The 18,271-nt window shown below is 46.6% G+C and carries 14 protein-coding genes; 5 read left to right on the top strand and 9 right to left on the bottom strand.

Translation table 11 applies throughout. The features are described from left to right. Nucleotides 1–20: 20 nt before the first annotated feature. Complete coding sequence (locus ACT6R0_RS16590; protein WP_444654828.1) at nucleotides 21–1,451, top strand: PQQ-dependent sugar dehydrogenase; 1,431 nt, start codon at nucleotides 21–23, stop codon at nucleotides 1,449–1,451. A 4-nt stretch (nucleotides 1,452–1,455) separates the two neighbouring features. Here the strand turns inward: ACT6R0_RS16590 and ACT6R0_RS16585 are convergent, their stop codons facing one another. The 6 genes from ACT6R0_RS16585 to tsaD form a co-directional block, all read right to left on the bottom strand. Beyond that, complete coding sequence (locus ACT6R0_RS16585) at nucleotides 1,456–2,628, bottom strand: THUMP-like domain-containing protein (protein WP_444654826.1); 1,173 nt, start codon at nucleotides 2,626–2,628, stop codon at nucleotides 1,456–1,458. Nucleotides 2,629–2,632: 4 nt separating this feature from the next. Then, nucleotides 2,633–3,715 (bottom strand): AI-2E family transporter, encoded by a 1,083-nt coding sequence (locus tag ACT6R0_RS16580; RefSeq protein WP_444654825.1) that lies wholly within the window; start codon nucleotides 3,713–3,715, stop codon nucleotides 2,633–2,635. A 131-nt stretch (nucleotides 3,716–3,846) separates the two neighbouring features. After that, nucleotides 3,847–4,296: a GNAT family N-acetyltransferase gene (locus ACT6R0_RS16575; protein WP_444654823.1), complete on the bottom strand. Its 450-nt coding sequence runs from the start codon at nucleotides 4,294–4,296 to the stop codon at nucleotides 3,847–3,849. A 37-nt stretch (nucleotides 4,297–4,333) separates the two neighbouring features. Beyond that, nucleotides 4,334–4,972 (bottom strand): DUF4159 domain-containing protein, encoded by a 639-nt coding sequence (locus tag ACT6R0_RS16570; RefSeq protein WP_444654821.1) that lies wholly within the window; start codon nucleotides 4,970–4,972, stop codon nucleotides 4,334–4,336. 65 nt (nucleotides 4,973–5,037) lie between these two features. Continuing rightward, a complete protein-coding gene (locus ACT6R0_RS16565; protein WP_444654819.1) occupies nucleotides 5,038–5,742 on the bottom strand; it encodes a 16S rRNA (uracil(1498)-N(3))-methyltransferase in 705 nt (234 codons plus the stop codon). Then, a complete protein-coding gene (gene tsaD / locus ACT6R0_RS16560) occupies nucleotides 5,742–6,764 on the bottom strand; it encodes a tRNA (adenosine(37)-N6)-threonylcarbamoyltransferase complex transferase subunit TsaD (protein WP_444654817.1) in 1,023 nt (340 codons plus the stop codon). Before tsaD ends, ACT6R0_RS16565 begins: the two co-directional genes overlap by 1 nt. A 177-nt stretch (nucleotides 6,765–6,941) precedes the next feature. Here tsaD and ACT6R0_RS16555 point away from each other — a divergent pair, with 177 nt between their 5' ends. The 4 genes from ACT6R0_RS16555 (at nucleotide 6,942) to ACT6R0_RS16540 (ending at nucleotide 14,620) form a co-directional block, all read left to right on the top strand. Next, nucleotides 6,942–11,381, top strand: a complete 4,440-nt coding sequence (locus ACT6R0_RS16555) for a translocation/assembly module TamB domain-containing protein (protein WP_444654816.1) — start codon at nucleotides 6,942–6,944, stop codon at nucleotides 11,379–11,381. A gap of 223 nt (nucleotides 11,382–11,604) precedes the next feature. After that, nucleotides 11,605–12,591 (top strand): 6-phosphofructokinase, encoded by a 987-nt coding sequence (gene pfkA, locus ACT6R0_RS16550; protein WP_444654815.1) that lies wholly within the window; start codon nucleotides 11,605–11,607, stop codon nucleotides 12,589–12,591. Between the two features lie 37 nt (nucleotides 12,592–12,628). After that, nucleotides 12,629–13,630, top strand: a complete 1,002-nt coding sequence (gap, locus tag ACT6R0_RS16545; protein ID WP_444654814.1) for a type I glyceraldehyde-3-phosphate dehydrogenase — start codon at nucleotides 12,629–12,631, stop codon at nucleotides 13,628–13,630. Nucleotides 13,631–13,771: 141 nt separating this feature from the next. Next, nucleotides 13,772–14,620, top strand: a complete 849-nt coding sequence (locus tag ACT6R0_RS16540) for an N-acetylglucosamine kinase (protein WP_444654813.1) — start codon at nucleotides 13,772–13,774, stop codon at nucleotides 14,618–14,620. Nucleotides 14,621–14,690: 70 nt separating this feature from the next. Here the strand turns inward: ACT6R0_RS16540 and ACT6R0_RS16535 are convergent, their stop codons facing one another. From ACT6R0_RS16535 to ACT6R0_RS16525, 3 genes are all read right to left on the bottom strand, one after another. Then, nucleotides 14,691–15,071 carry a RidA family protein gene (locus ACT6R0_RS16535; protein WP_444654812.1) on the bottom strand — a complete coding sequence of 127 codons (381 nt, stop codon included), beginning with the start codon at nucleotides 15,069–15,071 and terminating at the stop codon, nucleotides 14,691–14,693. 10 nt (nucleotides 15,072–15,081) lie between these two features. Then, nucleotides 15,082–15,225, bottom strand: coding sequence for a hypothetical protein (locus ACT6R0_RS16530; protein WP_444654811.1), 144 nt, complete (start codon nucleotides 15,223–15,225; stop codon nucleotides 15,082–15,084). Between the two features lie 289 nt (nucleotides 15,226–15,514). After that, a complete protein-coding gene (locus tag ACT6R0_RS16525) occupies nucleotides 15,515–18,190 on the bottom strand; it encodes a putative LPS assembly protein LptD (protein WP_444654809.1) in 2,676 nt (891 codons plus the stop codon). Between the last annotated feature and the right edge of the window lie 81 nt (nucleotides 18,191–18,271).

Here is an 18,271-nt window from a genome sequence, read left to right as displayed (position 1 = left end):
CCTTGCCAAGAAACACTATCATGAAAAGCTACCTCTTACTTCCCGGCATTACCCTCGCCGCTGTTACTGCCATATGCTGTATCAAGCAAAATAAACCCTATACAGCAGCGGATAAGGTCCCTGTTGAAGTTAATGCCGGTCCTCAGGAAAACTATGCTGCCTACTGTGCAGGCTGCCACGGCGAAAAGATGAATGCTTTTGTTGACCGCGACTGGAAACATGGCAACGGACTGAAAGATCTGGTAAAAGGCATAAAAAATGGCTGGCCCGACGATGGCATGCCTGCTTTTGCGCAAACCTTTAGCGATAAAGAGATCGAGGAACTGGCGCAATATATCCTTACCGGTATAAAAGAACGCAGGGAATATGATTTTGATGACAGGCCAAGATCGGATGTTTTTAAAACAGAAAAGCTGACGGTAAAACTTGAAATTGTTGCGACCGGTATCGATGTGCCATGGGGTATGGCTTTCCTTCCTGACGGTGGAATGCTGGTTACTGACCGCGGGGGCAAAATGTACAAAGTTTTCAATAAGCAAAAACAAGAGATCAAAGGCGTACCGCCAGTAGTTGCCGAAGGGCAGGGCGGCCTTCTGGATGTTGCGATCCACCCTGATTTTGTAAAGAACCAGTTGGTTTACTTCTCCTACTCAAAGCCACATCCTGATAACAAACGCCTTGCTACTACAGCCGTTATGCGTGCCAAACTGGGCAGGGCAGGGTTATCGGAGCAAAAGATAATTTTCGAAGCGCTACCGTACCAATCTACCCGCCACCACTACGGCAGCCGTCTGGTATTTGACGGCACAGGACACCTGTTCATCTCGGTTGGGGAGCGCGGCAATGAACGCGAAAACCCACAGGCTACAGATAATAATCAATTAGGAAAAGTACACCGCATCAATGATGATGGCACCATCCCGGCAGATAACCCAATTAAAGATGGCTCAGGTAAGGTAACCTCGCTGTATACCTATGGCAACCGCAACCCTCAGGGACTTGCACTGCATCCTCTTACAGGTGAAATTTGGGAAAACGAGCATGGCCCGCGCGGGGGTGATGAGATCAATATCCTCCAGCCGGGCAAAAATTATGGCTGGCCCCTAACAAGCTATGGCATCAATTACAATGGTACTACTATTACCGATAAAACAACTGCACCCGGCATTACCGACCCACAGCATTACTGGATACCGTCTATCGGGCCATCGGGGCTGGCATTTGTTACAGGAGATAAATACAAGCCATGGAAGGGTGCCATACTGTCGGGCTCACTGCGTTTCCAGTACCTGAACCTTTCGTATCTCGATGGTACAAAAATAACAGGCGAGGAAAAGCTGCTGAAGAACATTGGTCGTGTGCGCGATGTGCGCATGGCTCCTGACGGGTTTATTTATGTAGCTGTAGAACAACCTGCCGCGGCGATCTATAAGTTAGTCCCGATAGAGTAGTAAGCTAAACTTTCGAACACATCAATACTACTTTCTCTTCCTTTTTATCAGTAGTAAAAAATGCATATACATCCCCGCCGTCCTTCAGCTTCCATTTTTTGCGGAGCTCTTCTACCGATATGGGAAAATTGCGCACGGTAATGTTCATTTTTTCACCTTGAAACTGCTTCATTAGGTCTTTTTGGAATGGGATTGTCTCGTTGATAACAAACCGCCTGCCGGGGAGATCAATAAGTTCATTTGAAGTATACAGTTGGGTATGCTTGTGCAGCTTGGCAACGCTGTAGTGGCGGCTGACCGCATCAAACGCCCCCAACTTCATAATGGCGCTGTTGGGTTCGTAAAGGTACTTTTGGGGCAGCTCATAAAAAGCTTCATCCGGATCATCGTATGCCGATTCAAAGATCTCCAGGCTGTCTTTTGTCAAGGCAGCGGCATAGAGCATTGGTGCCCCTTCATGACCTTTTTCAAGCATCCAAAGCAATTCTTTTACTTCATTATTTACCGCCACGATATGTATTGCCTTAACCGAATGCAGTTCGCCCAGCCCTGCGCTTATGTCGAGCAGGGGAGCGGTCTTTACAAGGATCCTTTTGGTATATTTAAAGTACGTATCGAGGAGCATTGGCACATTCGGCAGGCAGTCCTTCAGCAGAAAAACCTTACCCTTGGCATCGCTCCGGCGGGAAGGATCAATATACATCCAATCCCATTGCTTGTCTAACAGTTCGAGTATGTCAAGGCTATCACCCGGCAGGCATTCAATATTTTCTGCACCGAGCATTTCAAAATTGTGCTTTGCAATGGCCGAAAGCTCAAGGTTGAGCTCGCAGTGGGTCACGTTGCCCATCCTTTTAGAAAAGTAATAGTCATCGATGCCGAAGCCTCCTGTAAGGTCGATGAGGCTTTCGCCCGATACCAGTCCGGCTTTATATTCCGCGGCAGTTTCGGATGAGGTTTGCTCCACTGATATTTTGGATGGGTAAATAATACCCTCTGTCTCGAACCAGGTTGGCAGCTTGACTTTAGCCTTAGCCCGTGCTGAGACCTGGTTCAGGATATCTGCCCATTGTAGTTCGGGAAAAGGGTTCTTTTGCAGCGCCAGCCTGTCTGTGGGGCTGCCGGTATTGTCTTTTATGAACTGCTGGACCTTAAGGTCTAAAAGCTGTGAGAACAAAATGCTATATGTCTTTGGTGAGTACTTTGACTACCGGGTTTTTTGGGAAGAATTCCTTGGCGGCAACCTTACAGATGGTATACACCGGTACGGCTACGATCATGCCCAGGATACCGAAAACAAACCCGCTCGCCAAAATTACGATAAATATTTCCAATGGGTGCGAATTCACGCTGTTTGAAAATATCAAAGGAGTACTGATATTGTTATCTATGAACTGTGCCGCGCAGTAGCCTATCACTACATATAGCGTGGTCGAGAACATTGTGGCCTGGTCTTCGGGCCCTATGTGGCCTAAAAGGGTAAGCACCACCACAAGCGCTGTAGCAATGATGGGGCCAATATAAGGGATGATATTGAGCAATGCCGTTATAAAGGCGATGATGAAAGCATTTTCCACCCCGAATATGAGCAGGACAATGAGGTACATTACGAAAAGTATGGTCATTTGTACAATAAGCCCGATGAAGTAACGGCTCAGGAGGTAGTTGATCTTGCGAAGGGAAACGAGTATCTTTTCTTCGTGGGCATCCGGCAGCACTTTTTTGGCATTGATGGTAAACAGCTTCCTGTCCTTGAGGAAAAAGAAGCTGATGAACAGTACTGATGCCAGCCCCATTCCGAAGCCGCTTAATATCCCAAGCAGTGAGTTAATGAAATTAGGGATGAAGTTGAAATCGATCGTGGACGTAAAGTCTGCCTCCCGCATAATCTTTTTAGTATCGATGTTAAAGGTATTATCCACCTGCAGCATCAGGCTGTTGATGTCCTGCTCCAGTTGGGCGGTGTCGAGCAGCGAGAGGTTTTCGCTTTGCGAAACGATAAGTGGCACGAACAGCAATACAAAACCGACCAGCATCCCAAGGAATAGTAACAGGGTAGTGATAACGGCTACAACGTGCGGAAATTTAAGCTTGTGTTTCAGAAAATAAACTATAGGGCTGGCGATCATACTAAGGATAAGCGCTACAAATAGATAGATGATGACCGATTGGATCTTGTATAGGAACAGTAAGCCTAAGTAAATTGCCGCGCCGATACCTACGGCGCGCAGTATGCCGTTGGCTATAGTTTTTGAGGTGACCATGTTTTGTTAAAATTTGGTTTCCCGAATGTAAGAAAAAAATAAGGGAACGCTCCTGCCTTTAATACAAGATTAAGAGTTGTGCCAAGGCTGCCGGAAGCTGTATTTCATGCAGGTTTACGAGGTGAAAGTCGCTAGAGTGACTTTTTCATTACCGGTAAAAACCTTGTTTTATGGGCATTCTCGATTTGCCCAATGGTAACGAACCCAAAGCGGCTGTAAAAGCTTTCGGCATTTGGGTCGGAATCAAGGAGGATGGCAGCGCATTTGTACAAAGCCGCTTTTTCAAAAAGATGCTCCATCAATTTTTTACCAAAGCCTTTGCTAATGAATTCCGGTACAATAAAAAGGTTGTCCAGCTTGAGGGTTTGCGGGTCGGCCACGAAAACAGAATAATATCCTATGGCTACACCTTCCGAAACCAGCTTATAGGTTTCGGTGTTGGTAATATATTCCGGTGTGAACGTAAGGAGCGCGTCCCATTCCTGAAGCTGTTCCTGCGAGTAGCCCCAATAGGCTTTTGACCGCTTTGTTATTGCTGTAAGGACATCATGGTCTGTTGGTATGGCTCTTTCTATGGTCATGTTATATTACATTGCATAACGTAACAGCTTCAAGATCTTAATTATTAAAAGCGTAGTTCAGGATGTTCGCGCCCATCTTCAGTGCTTTTTCCCTAACCTCGCGTGGGTCGTTGTGCACTTCGGCATCTTCCCAGCCGTCACCAAGGTCAGTCTCAACAGTGTATAGCAGTACCAATCTTCCCTCTACAAAGATACCCCATGCCTGTGGCGGCTTATTGTCGTGCTCGTGGATCTTGGGCATACCTTGCGGAAAGGCAAATGGCCCTTTGTATATCTCGTGGCTCACGGGAACCTGCACTAATTCATTATTCGGGAAAACCTTTTTCAGCTCCTTGCGGATGAACTTGTCCATGCCATAATTATCGTCAACATGCAGGAAGCCGCCCGAGGTAAGATAATTGCGCAGGTTGGCTGCGTCATTATCGCTGAACACCACGTTGCCGTGCCCCGTCATATGTATAAACGGATAGGAGAACAGGTCGGCGCTGCCGACTTCTACAGTCGCTGTCTTAGTGTTTATTTTGGTATGGATTTGCTGGTTGCAGAATTTGGCCAGGTTAGGCAGGGAGGTCGGGTTGCCGTACCAGTCGCCACCACCCGAGTATTTAAGCACGGCGATCTCCTGCGCCATCAGCAGGGCAGGGGACAGGAGGAATATGTAGAGGAGTTTCTTCATGGTTGGATAACGTGGAAATTGGAATGTAAATATAGGAAAACAAAGTTATTTGTCCGTCCTTGCCATCACTCATTCACAAACGCCGCACTATGCGCCGCCACAACAGCCGCAGTCTCAGTGCGCAGCCTTGTATTTCCTAAGGATACGGGAATATAACCCTTATCTAGGGCCAGCTTTATCTCTTTAGTCGAAAAATCACCCTCCGGGCCAATGAGGATGGTAACCTGCTGTTTCGGTTGAAGTACGTTCTTTAAAAGCTTCTTGTCGGTTTCCTCACAATGGGCAATGAACAGCTGGCCTTCGAATTGCGCATTTACAAAAATATCAAAATGCACAGGCTCGTTCAGTTTTGGCATGTAAAACTGCGCCGACTGCTTCATGGCGCTTTGCAGTATCTTCTCAAAACGGTCGGCTTTGAAGTTGGTGCGCTCACTGTGCTCACAGATGACAGGCGTTATCTCGTGTACACCTATTTCGGTAGCTTTTTCCAGGAACCACTCGTACCGGTCGTTCATTTTGGTCGGCGCTACGGCAAGGTGCAGGGTGTAGGGGGTGGGTTCGAAAGTCTCTTCGGCAGTGATCTTTACCTCACACTTCTTTTCATTGGCAAAGATCACTTCCGACGTAAAGAGCTGGCCTTTGCCGTTGGTAATATGGATCTTATCGCCTTCTTTCTTACGAAGCACTTTTACAATATGGCGGCTTTCTTCCTTATCGAAGGTAAAAGCATTGTCGCCGGGCTGTATGTCGGGGTTGTAAAATAGCTGCATTACAGTTCAATTCTTGCTTTTGATGCTACCGAAGCATCGTTAAACATTTCCTGGATGTATTTCTGGTAGCCCACAATGCCGATCATGGCTGCATTATCGGTAGTATATTCAAATTTAGGGATGAAGGTTTTCCAGCCATATTTTTTTTCAGCATCCTTAATGGCGCCCCGTATGCCGCTGTTGGCAGAAACCCCGCCGCCTATGGCCACCTGCTTAATTCCGGTTTCCTTTACGGCCAGCTTCAGCTTATCCATAAGTATGTTGATGATGGTATGTTGTATGGATGCGCAGATGTCGGCCATATTATCCTTTATGAAGTCGGGATCCTGGGCCATGTTCTTCTGTACGAAATAGAGTATCTGTGTCTTTAGCCCACTAAAGCTGAAATCCATTCCCGGTACTTTTGGCTTGGTAAAGGCAAAGGCTTTCGGGTTGCCCTCTTTGGCATATTTGTCTACCAATGGCCCGCCGGGGTAGGGCAGTCCCAGTATCTTCGCGCTTTTGTCGAACGCTTCGCCTACGGCATCATCAGTGGTTTCGCCTATCACTTCCATGTCGAAAAAGTCGCTAACCCTCACGATCTGTGTGTGCCCTCCGCTAATGGTTATGGCCAGGAACGGGAACTCCGGCTTGTCGAAGCCTTCCTCATCAATAAAATGGGCTAATATATGTGCCTGCATGTGGTTTACGGCGATAAGCGGGATGTCTAAAGCGAGCGCCAGTGACTTGGCGAACGAGCTGCCTACTAAAAGCGAACCCATGAGCCCCGGCCCCTGCGTGAACGCAATGGCAGAAAGCTGCGACTTTTCTACACCGGCTTTTTGCAATGCCACATCAATTACGGGTACTATATTTTGCTGGTGCGCGCGCGACGCCAGCTCAGGTACTACGCCGCCATACTGCTCGTGTACATCCTGCCGTGCCACGATATTGGACAGCATTTTACTGTTTTGGAGCACTGCCGCGGCGGTATCATCGCACGAACTTTCGATGGCTAAAATGTAGACGGGATCCTCTGACATAATTAAGGCACGGATTTTGAGTTATAAAAAAGGGTTAAAGCAAATTTAACATGAGTAAAAATTCCTACTTTTGTTCCAAATTGCTTAAAACGCCGGGGGGACAAATTTAAACAATTACGGGGTATCAAAAAACTTAAAAAAATACTTGTACGCACGCTGATAGGCATTGTCCTGTTTTTGCTACTCCTTGGCATTGCTTTGTCCCTGCCTTTTGTCCAGACCAAGATAGCCCACTACGCTACCGATGAACTTAATAAAAGCTTTGGCACCAACATATATATCGACAAGATCGCCATATCCATTTTTGGGGGCGTAAAGCTGAAGGGCGTCCTCGTACTCGACCACCATAACGATACCCTTATCTCAGCCGACAGGGTGCAGACCAACATCCTCAGCTTTCGGGCCGCTACTAACAGTGACCTGCGCTTTGGCACACTAAAGGCAGAAAGGCTCAACTTCCACATGAAAACCTACAAGGGGGAGAAAACCTCCAACCTTGACCATTTTGTAAAAGCGTTCGATAATGGTAAGCCCGGCTCAGGAAAATTCAGGATGCGGGTGGCCGACCTTGCCGTAAGCAACGGGCGCTACCGCCTTACGAACGAGAATGCCGTTACCCACCGCATACTCGACTTTCAAAAGCTGAACGGAGAGTTAAAGGATTTCTTCATTAAAGGAAGCGATATAACGGCTAACATTAAAAAGCTGTCGCTACTGGACCACCGTAAGCTTTTCGTAAAAAACCTGACAGGCGGCTTTACGTATACCAAAACCCACATGAAGCTCGACAACCTTGAGCTGGCTACAAGCGAATCGGCGCTTAAGGGAGCGGTGAGCCTTACGTATGGTAAGGACGATATGAAGGACTTCGTCAACCGTGTGAAGTTCGACTTCAAAGTAAACCGCGCTACGGTATCCTCCAACGAACTGAACCTTTTTTATAACGAATTCGGGAAGGACCAAAAATATTACCTCTCTACAAGGCTTACTGGGCCTATGAACAATTTTGTCCTGCACGATCTCAAGCTGCTGGATGCCGAACGGTCGGAGATCATTGGTACGGTTAACTTCCGCCACCTGTTCGACAAAGCCGGGCCGGGCTTTTACATGAACGGCGATTTTGACAGGGTAACATCCAACTACGCCAACCTTCGCGGCATTATGCCCAGGATATTAGGCAGATCGCTTCCGGAGATACTGGAAAAGTTTGGCCGTGTTGACCTGGTTGGCAAAGTGATCCTTACCAAAAAAGACCTCACCACCGACTTGTATGTAATGTCTGAACTGGGCGAGGCCGAGGCTGACCTTGTTGTGAATGACTTCAACCAAAAGGATAAAGCGACCTATGAGGGTACCATCGACCTGAACAATTTTAATATTGGCGCCCTGGCTAATGAAAAGATGCTGGGAAATGCCTCGCTACACCTGGATGTAAAAGGCAAAGGGCTGAATAAAGAGTCGTTAAATACCTCAGTAAAGGGAGAAATATCCAGGCTTGCCCTGAATAATTATAATTACAGGAATATTAGCATTGATGGCCGTTTTAAATGGCCAATATTCGAGGGTAATATAGACAGCAACGACCCCAACCTGCTTATGAGCTTTGACGGGCTTGTAAATATGAGCAAGCTGCGCAATAGCTACGATTTCCACGCGCAGATCGACTATGCCGACCTGAAGATGCTCAATTTGATGAAGAAGGATACGATCTCCATCTTTAAAGGCGACCTAATGCTCAATGGCACGGGAAGCAACCTGAACGACATGGCCGGAACGCTGCAGATATCCAGGCTTTCCTACCAAAACAGCCGCGACAGTTATTATTTCGAGGATTTCTTCATTGAATCGACTTTTGACGAAGAGAATGTACGTACCATAACCTTCAACTCCAAGGATATTATAGAAGGAAGCGTGAGGGGCAAGTATGATACCAAAGAATTGCCGAAGCTTGTAGAGAACGCCCTCGGAAGCCTTTATACCAATTATTCGCCACACAAAGTACGCAAAGGCCAGTTCGTGGAGTTTGACCTAATGGTATATAATAAGATCGTTGGGATAGTGCTCCCCGATGTGGTAGTGGGGCAGGATACCAAACTGAGCGGCCGCATCAATGCTGATAAAGGTGAGTTCGTGCTGGCATTCGATTCTCCGAGTATTAGCGCCTACAACAACCAGTTCAGTAATATTTCGGTCGATGTGAATAACAAGAACCCACTCTATAATGCCTATGTTAGCATGGATAGCGTGCGCATGAAGAATTATAAGATATCTGATTTCAGCCTTATCAATGTGACACAAAATGATACGCTGTTCCTGAGGTCGGAATTTAAAGGTGGGAACCAGGAGAAGGATTTTTTTAATCTTGATCTTTACCATACGATAGACAAGAACAATAATTCTGTTGTAGGTTTCAAGAAGTCTGAAATCAACTTCAAGGATTACATGTGGTACATCAATGAGAATAATACTGATGACAACAAGATAGTATTCAATAAAAAGCTGACGGATTTCTCGATAGACAAACTCACGATGTCGCACAACGACCAGATGGTGGAGCTGATGGGTGTGCTTAAAGGTAAGGATCATAAAGACCTTAGGCTTACGTTCAACGATGTTGACCTGCATAAGATCACCCCAGATATTGACAGCTTGTCTTTTGGTGGACGGGTGAACGGCGAGGTAAGCCTCAAGCAGAACAAGCAGGAGTTCCAGCCGGCATCTTCGATCACGGTTGACAGCCTCCGCCTGAATAAATTCATATTAGGCGACATGAGCCTGCAGGTAACGGGAGACAGGGCGTTCAGGAAATTCAATGTCAATACCATTTTGTCTAATGATGGTAAGGAAACGTTCTCGACAGTTGGTAATATAGAGATAGTGGACAAGCAGACACTGCTTTCGCTCGATGCGCAGTTCACAGATTTTGATATTGGGCCGCTTGCGGTGTTCCTGAAATCGGTATTCCCTGAGATACGGGGCCGTGCTTCAGGACGTGCCGCGATCGTTGGGAATGTAAAGCAGCCCGAGATCGATGGGCGACTCTACCTGAAAGACGCGGGGCTGAAGGTGGGTTACCTGAACACGGATTATAATTTTGAGCAGAACGCAGTGATCGATATGACCGAAGAGATCATTTTCTTCCGGAATATTGAGCTTACCGATACAAGATATGACACCAAGGCAAGGCTTAATGGCAGTGTGCAGCACAAAGTATTCAAAGACTGGGCGCTCGACCTTAAAATGGAATCGGACAGGATCCTGGTGCTTGATACAGAAGATTCTGATGACGCGATGTATTATGGCACTGCGTTCATCAAGGGTGCTGCTACCATAACCGGCCCGGCTACCGGTCTGTATATCGAGGTTAACGCAGAGTCGGCAAAGGGGACTGATATTAAGATCCCGATAAATAATACAGGTGCCTCGGGCAGCACGGCCGCATTCATCCACTTCCTGAGCCCGGAGGAAAAGGAAGCCAGACTGAAAGGTATTGTTAATGAAACAAAGACCGTAAAGGGATTGGAGATGAAGTTTGAGCTTGATGTAACACCAGAAGCTAAACTGGAGGTGATCATTGACAAAAATACCGGACACAGCCTCGTTGCTACGGGATATGGAACATTGCTTTTGGATATAAATACGCTGGGTAAATTCAATATGTGGGGCGACTTTAGTGTGGTCAATGGTTTATATAACTTTAAGTATGCAGGCCTTCTGGATAAGAAATTTTCAGTAAAGCCGGGTGGTTCCATCAACTGGGAAGGCGACCCTACCCGCGCAAGGCTGAACCTTGAAGCAGTATACCGCACCAAAGCCAATCCATCGGTACTGCTTGAGGCGCCAACTTTCAGCAGGCCTATCGACACAGAGGTAACTATTGTGCTCACAGGAAACCTTACCGCGCCTGAACCGGATTTTGTGATAAGCTTCCCCGGCGTAGGCTCTGTTTTGAAAGCCGATCTTGAATACAGGCTCAGCGACATGGACATGAGGCAGACACAGGCATTGGCATTATTATCAACAGGTGGTTTCATCAGCCCGACAAATACGGGTACTGCGGTATACGGCAGCCTTTTTGAAAGGGCGAGCAGTTTGTTCAATGACCTGTTTTCCGATGGTGACGGTAAAGTGAATGTAGGAGTGACCTATACCGGTCCGGACAGGAACCCGTATGTAGAGACTAACTCGCAGGTGGGGCTTACGGTTTCTTCGCAGATCAACGACCGCATCACTGTGAACGGCCAGCTTGGGGTGCCGGTAAACGGTGTGAGCGATGCTGCTGTCGTGGGCAATTTCGAGGTACAGTATCGTGTGAATGATGATGGCACGCTTAAGGCAAGGGCATTCAACAGGGAGAACGATATTAATTTCCTGGGAGAAGGTATCAACTATACACAGGGCATCGGTTTGACGTATGAAGTCGACTTTGATACATTCAGGGAGCTGGTGCGTAAATTGTTCGGCAAAAAAGAGGAGGAAGAGGCGGAAAGTAACAATGATACGGATATGCCGGACTCTGACTTGGCGCCGGATTACATCAAGTTCGATGAGAGCCGCCGCAGGAAAAAACCACCGGTTCAGGACAATGTGCCACAGCCAATACCGGAAACTGACTGATCCGAAATCTTAATTTGTCAGATATTTAGCTTTAAAATTCCATATACTGAAAAAAAAGCGGTTGCATATTACAAATCCAGCTGCTTTTTTTGCTCTTCTTAACATCTTCATAAGGAAAACTTATTAACGAAAACGATTGAAATGTTGCAGATTTGCTAATAGAAAGCAAACTACAGTATATAATTGATATTAAATTATTAATTTTACGATCAAATACTAAAAAATGTCGATTAATGTAAAAAAGATAGGTGTGCTAACCTCCGGAGGCGATGCTCCCGGAATGAATGCCGCCATCAGGGCCGTTGTACGTACATGCGCATTCCACAATATTGAATGTACAGGTATTTACAGGGGTTACCAGGGAATGATCGAAGGCGACTTTAAAGAAATGGGTCCCCGAAGCGTAAATAACATCATCAACAAAGGAGGAACGATATTGAAGTCGGCTCGGTCTAAAGAGTTCATGACCGCCGAAGGCCGCCAAAAGGCACATGCCAACCTTGTTAAGCAGGGTATCGATGCACTTGTGGTAATAGGCGGGAACGGCAGCTTTACTGGCGGATTGCTATTCAACCACGAATTCGGTTTTCCTGTAATAGGCATACCGGGAACCATTGATAATGATATTTTCGGTACCAGCTTTACATTAGGCTATGATACCGCACTTAATACCGTAGTTGAGGTTATCGATAAGATAAGGGATACGGCAAGTTCGCACAACAGGCTTTTCTTCATAGAAGTTATGGGTCGCGATGCAGGCCACATTGCACTGAACGCCGGTATAGGCGCGGGCGCGGAAGAGATATTGATCCCTGAGGAAGATATGGGGCTTGACAGGCTGCTTGATTCATTAAGGAAAAGTAAGGCCTCCGGCAAATCATCGAGCATTGTAGTGATCGCTGAAGGCGATAAAATAGGCAAGAACGCTTTTGAACTGAAAGATTATGTAGAGGAGAACATGCCGGAATATGATGTGCGTGTATCCATTCTCGGTCACATGCAGCGCGGCGGTTCGCCATCATGCTTTGACAGGGTACTGGCTTCAAGGCTGGGTGTAAGGGCGGTAGAAACCCTCATCGAAGGCAATTCCAACTATATGGTAGGTTTAATAAAAGACGAAATAGTGCTCACGCCGCTTGAGCAGGCCGTGAAGGGCAAAACGCAGGTTGACAAAGAGCTCATCCGCGTATCGGACATCGTTTCCATCTAAATTCACAAATAACAAATCCAAAAAACATCTATTTACAATGACTAAAGTTAAATTAGGAATAAACGGTTTCGGCAGGATCGGCCGCATCGTTTTCCGCGAAACCTTCAACAGGGATAATGTTGAAGTGGTAGCCATAAACGACCTTCTTGATGTAGATCACCTGGCTTACCTTTTAAAATATGATTCGGTACACGGCCGTTTTGCAGGCGAGGTTGAGGTTAAAGACAACCAGCTTTATGTGAACGGTAAACATATAAGGGTAACTGCCGCCAAAGACCCATCGACCCTTAAGTGGGACGAAGTTGGTGTAGATGTGGTAGCAGAATGCACAGGCATTTTCACAACCCTAGAAACAGCCGAAGCCCACATTAAAGGCGGCGCTAAAAAAGTGGTTATCTCTGCACCATCTGCCGATGCGCCGATGTTCGTTATGGGTGTGAACCATGACAAAGCCACAGCCTCTGACAAGATCGTATCGAACGCTTCATGTACCACAAACTGCCTTGCGCCGCTAGCCAAGGTGATCAATGACAACTTCGGGATCGTGGAAGGACTTATGACCACGATACACGCTACTACAGCCACACAGCTTACGGTTGACGGGCCTTCAAGGAAAGACTTCCGTGGCGGCAGGGCTGCACTGCTTAACATCATCCCTGCAAGTACAGGTGCTGCAAAAGCAGTGGGCAAGGTGATCCCGGAACTGAACGGCAAACTTACGGGTATGTCGATGAGGGTACCTACTGCCGACGTATCGGTAGTTGACCTTACGGTAAAAGTAGCTAAAGAGACCAGCTACGACGATATAATGGCTGTGCTTAAAAGATCGTCTGAGAACGAACTCAAGGGCATCCTGGGCTTTACGGAAGACGATGTGGTATCTCAGGATTTCATCTCTGACCCAAGGACGAGCATTGTTGATGCCAAAGCAGGTATCGGGCTTAATTCGACCTTCTTCAAGATCGTATCATGGTACGATAACGAGTACGGCTATTCAAGCAAGCTTATCGACCTTTCGGTGCACATCGCATCATTGTAATATTTTATAATATGTCCCGGTTTTCCTGTGAAGATCGGGACATGTTATTTTTAATAAGCGGAGTTAACACTAACTTCGCGCAAGCATAACCCAATACTAACAAACGCATACCCAAACTAACCCAAATAACCCAAATTTATTATGAAATTATTAGTTGACAGTGGTGCTACCAAGGCCGACTGGATCGCCCTCGACGATAATGGCAACAGGCTTTTTACTTCGCAGACACTTGGCCTTAGCCCCGAAGTTATCAATAAGGAAGAGGCGATAGAGAGGCTTGAGGCCCGCTTTGATATTTACAATAACCGCAAGGATGTTACCAGCCTGTATTTTTACGGTGCCGGATGCGGTACCGACAGGATGAAGAAATTCATGAAGGAGATATTCGAAGAATTTTTCCCGAATGCTTCTGTGGTTGTTAAGGAAGATACCTATGCGGCTGCTTATGCTACGAACCCAACTAACGATAAAGCTATCATCTGTATATTAGGTACGGGATCAAATTGCAGCTATTTTGATGGTGAGGAACTTCATCAAAAAGTGCAGTCATTAGGCTACATTGCTATGGACGACTGTTCAGGCAACCGTTTTGGCCGCGACCTTGTACGTGCTTACTACTTTAATAAAATGCCTGCTCATTTAGCAACACAGTTTGAGTCGGAATACGATCTTGAGCCGGATACCATCAAACATAACCTGTACAAGGAACCCAACCCGAACGCCTACCTGGCTACGTTCGCCAAATTCCTGATACAAAATCGCGAGGAGCCGTTCATTAAGGCCCTTATTATAGATGCCATGCAGGTATTTGTGGATAACTACATTACTCAATATGATAACGCGCATGAGGTGCCAGTACACTTTGTAGGATCGATAGCTTTCTATCTGAAGGCTGAACTGGCTGAAGTTTTAGGCAGGAACAACCTGAAGCTGGGCAACGTTTTGAGAAGGCCTATAGACGGGCTTATCGAATACCACGAACTCAACTAAGCACGATATGCTTATATAAATAAGGAAAGGCCGCATTATGCAGGCCTTTCTTTTTTTAGGATGATGATGTTTATACGATCGCTATCATTGATATTTCCACGTTCACATTCTTAGGCAGCCTGGCTACCTGTACGGTTTCGCGTGCGGGTGCGTCCGCTTCGTCAAAGTAACTTCCGTAAACCCCGTTGATCTTGGCGAAGTCGTCCATGTCGCTGATGAATATGGTTGCCTTTATAACATTGCTGAAATTAGTGCCCGCTGCCTCCAGTACGGTTTTCATGTTCTCCATTACCTGCTTTGTCTCGGTTTCAATATCGCTGGTAATAAGTTCGCCGGTTTCAGGATGCAGGGCTATCTGCCCTGATGTGTAAAGCATGCTCCCTGCCACTACGGCCTGACTGTATGGCCCGATGGGTGCAGGCGCGTTTTCGGTAAAAATCACTCTTTTCATGATATGGTAATTATTCTGATATATATTCGTTATTCACATGCAACCCTTTGCTTTCCAGATCGGCCTTTAGCGTTAGCCAGTTCCTTATTGTAAGTGTACTTCCGCAATAATTGCTCAACTTGCCTTTGGTGCTTATCTCTAGGGAATATGCCATTTTAAACCTTTTTTCAAAACTCGATCCCTGTATCTCTTCTATGGGGAAAATATCTTCTATCCAAGGTAAATAATGGTTCCTGATCATTAAAACATTATCCTTTAATATGAAGTAATATACCTGAAAGCTCACTTTTATAAAAATGTAAAGCCATGCTGTAGAAAAAATGACGACAGATATTAAGGTGGTACGAATAAATATCAGGAGCCATAAGTATAAGATCCCGGTAATGGCAATAACTATCGTGTTGCCATTTAGGTATATATTTCCTTTATATACTCGTTCCATGCTACCTGATCACCCTGTCCGGTACCCTGCGCTTATCCCACTTGATATCGCTGAGCACCGACGATTTTATACCAATGAAAAAGCCCCATGAGGTATTGTCGCCAAAAGGTATCCAGTTGAAGTCCATCCTCCAGCTGAGGAGGTCGCGCTCAAAGCGGAGTTGGGTAAAGGTAACACCATCCAGAACGAAGTCGTAACCCGACGAGAAGCCCATTTTCCACCTTGGCGTGATATCGAGGTTACCCGAGACCATGATGGAGTTGCCAACTATCTTTCGTTCCCTGCGGTCATTGGCATAGGTAAGGGAGTAGGCAAATCGCAGGTCCCATGGTAACTTTGCGTTAAAGAACCCGCCTTCTGACTTATCTTCCTTCGTGCTGTCCTCATCCTCGTCGAACATGCTCTTTCTGCGGTCACTCAGGTCGGTCGCCTGCCCGAAGAGGTCGTCTTCGCGCCCACCATTCTTCGCGGTCTGGCTATCTTTGTCCTCACCATCGCCCGATTTACCGTCTTCGCTGGTTATCGAGTAGTTGAGGGTAACGTTGGCGCTCGTCATCCGGAAAAGGCTGCCGCCATTATCCATGTTATAGGTATTGATCCGGTTCCCAGCATTGTTAATGGCATAGGGGTCTAGCGTCGCGCCAAAGTTAATGTTCATTTTTTCCTTGAAAAGGTTAGTACCTGCCGATACCCGCAATGGGGCCCACTGCAATGAGTCGGCTGCAAGGTTGTAGCTGGTGGAAAAGTTCAGGTTATTGAGCAGCATGACCTTTTTAGGTTCGGCATCGGCGCTGTCTGTATCGTCATTGCGTACCTTGGCCTCAAAGGTGTTGTTTACCGCGATGCCTACCTGGCTGGAGTACGTTTGTCCCGGCTGCCCGAAAAGGCCGCTTTCAAAACGGGTATACTGGCGTATCGTGCCGGCAGCATCGTATTGGTAATAATCGTAATACTGGTCAAAACTGGGTGCATAGCTATAAGATACCGACGGACGGATAACGTGGCGAATGGCCTGGATCTTCTTATCCTGTCCAAAATTAAAAGTACCGTATATCGTAGTACCTATACTCGATGCGAAATTATAGGTGCGAAAGGCGTCAAACCCTTTTACATCGCGTATCACTGCCGCGGCGCTGTCGGCGTTATATTCCCTGCGTATGGTGTTCATTACCCATGTTTCCTGGTAATTGGTGCTCGCCGAAACGCTGAAATATTTAAAGACCTTAAAGTTGGTGCTCAGTGGTATGGTATGCTGTAACCCGCTCCTCGCGTCACGGAACATCTCAGGCTTGAAGAATAGTGAATCATAGGTCTCGACCCTGTTCTCCCCGCGCAGGTTGTACTGCAGGTTGATGTTCTTTATGATGCCTTTTTTCGGGGCATCTGCCGGAGCAAAGGGGAATATCCTGTCCACGCTCGCCTGTAGGGTAGGGAGGGTCATGTTGATCTTTTCAGTATTGGTGTTCTGGCTGTGCGTAGCGCTCAGGGACAGGTTAACCTGCGGTACCGTTTGGAACGTCTTGGAGTAGGATACCGACGACTGCATGGTGTTGTTAAGGCTTGCCCCAACGTTGTTCATGTTTAGCGACTGCCTGTAATATTGGCTCGAGCCAAGGTTCACACTTGCAGAGAACCTCGAGTTGGGGTTGGCTTTGGCGTCCTGGTTGTGTGACCACTGTATGTTGTACTGCTTGGATCGGGCATAGTCAGGAAAGCCCCTTTCGCTTTGCAAGTTGTTCTCAAAACGCAAGTTCATGTTGCCTGTAAACTTATAGCGCAGGCCATAGCTCGACTGGAACCGGAGCCCGTAGCTGCCGTTTGTGTAATAATCTCCTAAAATGGCAAGGTCGTAGTAATCGCTCAGCGCAAAATAATATCCGCCGTTCTGCAGGAAGTAGCCCTGCCGTGTGTTATCCCCGAACGTGGGGACGATAAATCCTGATTCCGCCGTATCGGTCATCGGGAAAAAGCCAAATGGCAGTACTAAAGGTGTTGGCACATCGGCTACCCACATTTGGGTTACGCCAACGACCGCCTTTTCGCCCGGTACGAATTTAACTTTGTCGGTCAAAAAGAAATATTCAGGATTATCGATGTCCTTAGATGTGGTAAAGCGCGCGTTCTTAATGTAATATACGGAGTCATTTTCCTTTTTGGTAAGCTCGCCGCGTATCCTGAATTCCCCCTGGTCTGAGCGCGAGTTCCAAATGCGTATCTTTTTTGTTTTTATATTGGCGTGGATAGAGTCGGCCTCTACCACATTACTGCCTTGTTTAAAATAAGGGTATTGTGTATATTTTCCGGTGGAGTCCTTCAGCCTGCCTGCAAATATCTCATCTTTCTCGTACTTCATTGTGATCTGGCCCGACTTCAGTTCTATATCTTTATAGTACAGTTCGGCTTCATCATGAAGCAGGAGGAGCTTATTGCGCTGGTCTAGTTTTTCATACCCTTTCGCTTTACGCTTTATCACCGCATCGAGCCCGGACTTTTTTGGCTTGATGGAGTCGGTTTTTGTAGTATCTTTTACAGCGAGGACTGCAGGTGTCAGCACAAGGCTGTCGTTAGGTTTGGATGCGGTTTTAGAGGGTACTTCCTGCGCAGAAACTGCAGTGGTCCCAATTGTTAGGAAAATTGCTGATAAAATTATGTACAGTACGTTTCTATCCACCCGCATTAATGCTATTTTTGAGAAAGTATGGCCTATTTTTTGAAGTGTCAAACTTACAATAAATTTATCAAAATTAACCGTTAAAAG

The organism is Flavobacterium sp., assembly GCF_052437795.1.
In the GTDB taxonomy this organism is placed as follows: domain Bacteria; phylum Bacteroidota; class Bacteroidia; order Flavobacteriales; family Flavobacteriaceae; genus Flavobacterium.
This window is presented reverse-complemented; position numbering and strand designations above follow the sequence as displayed.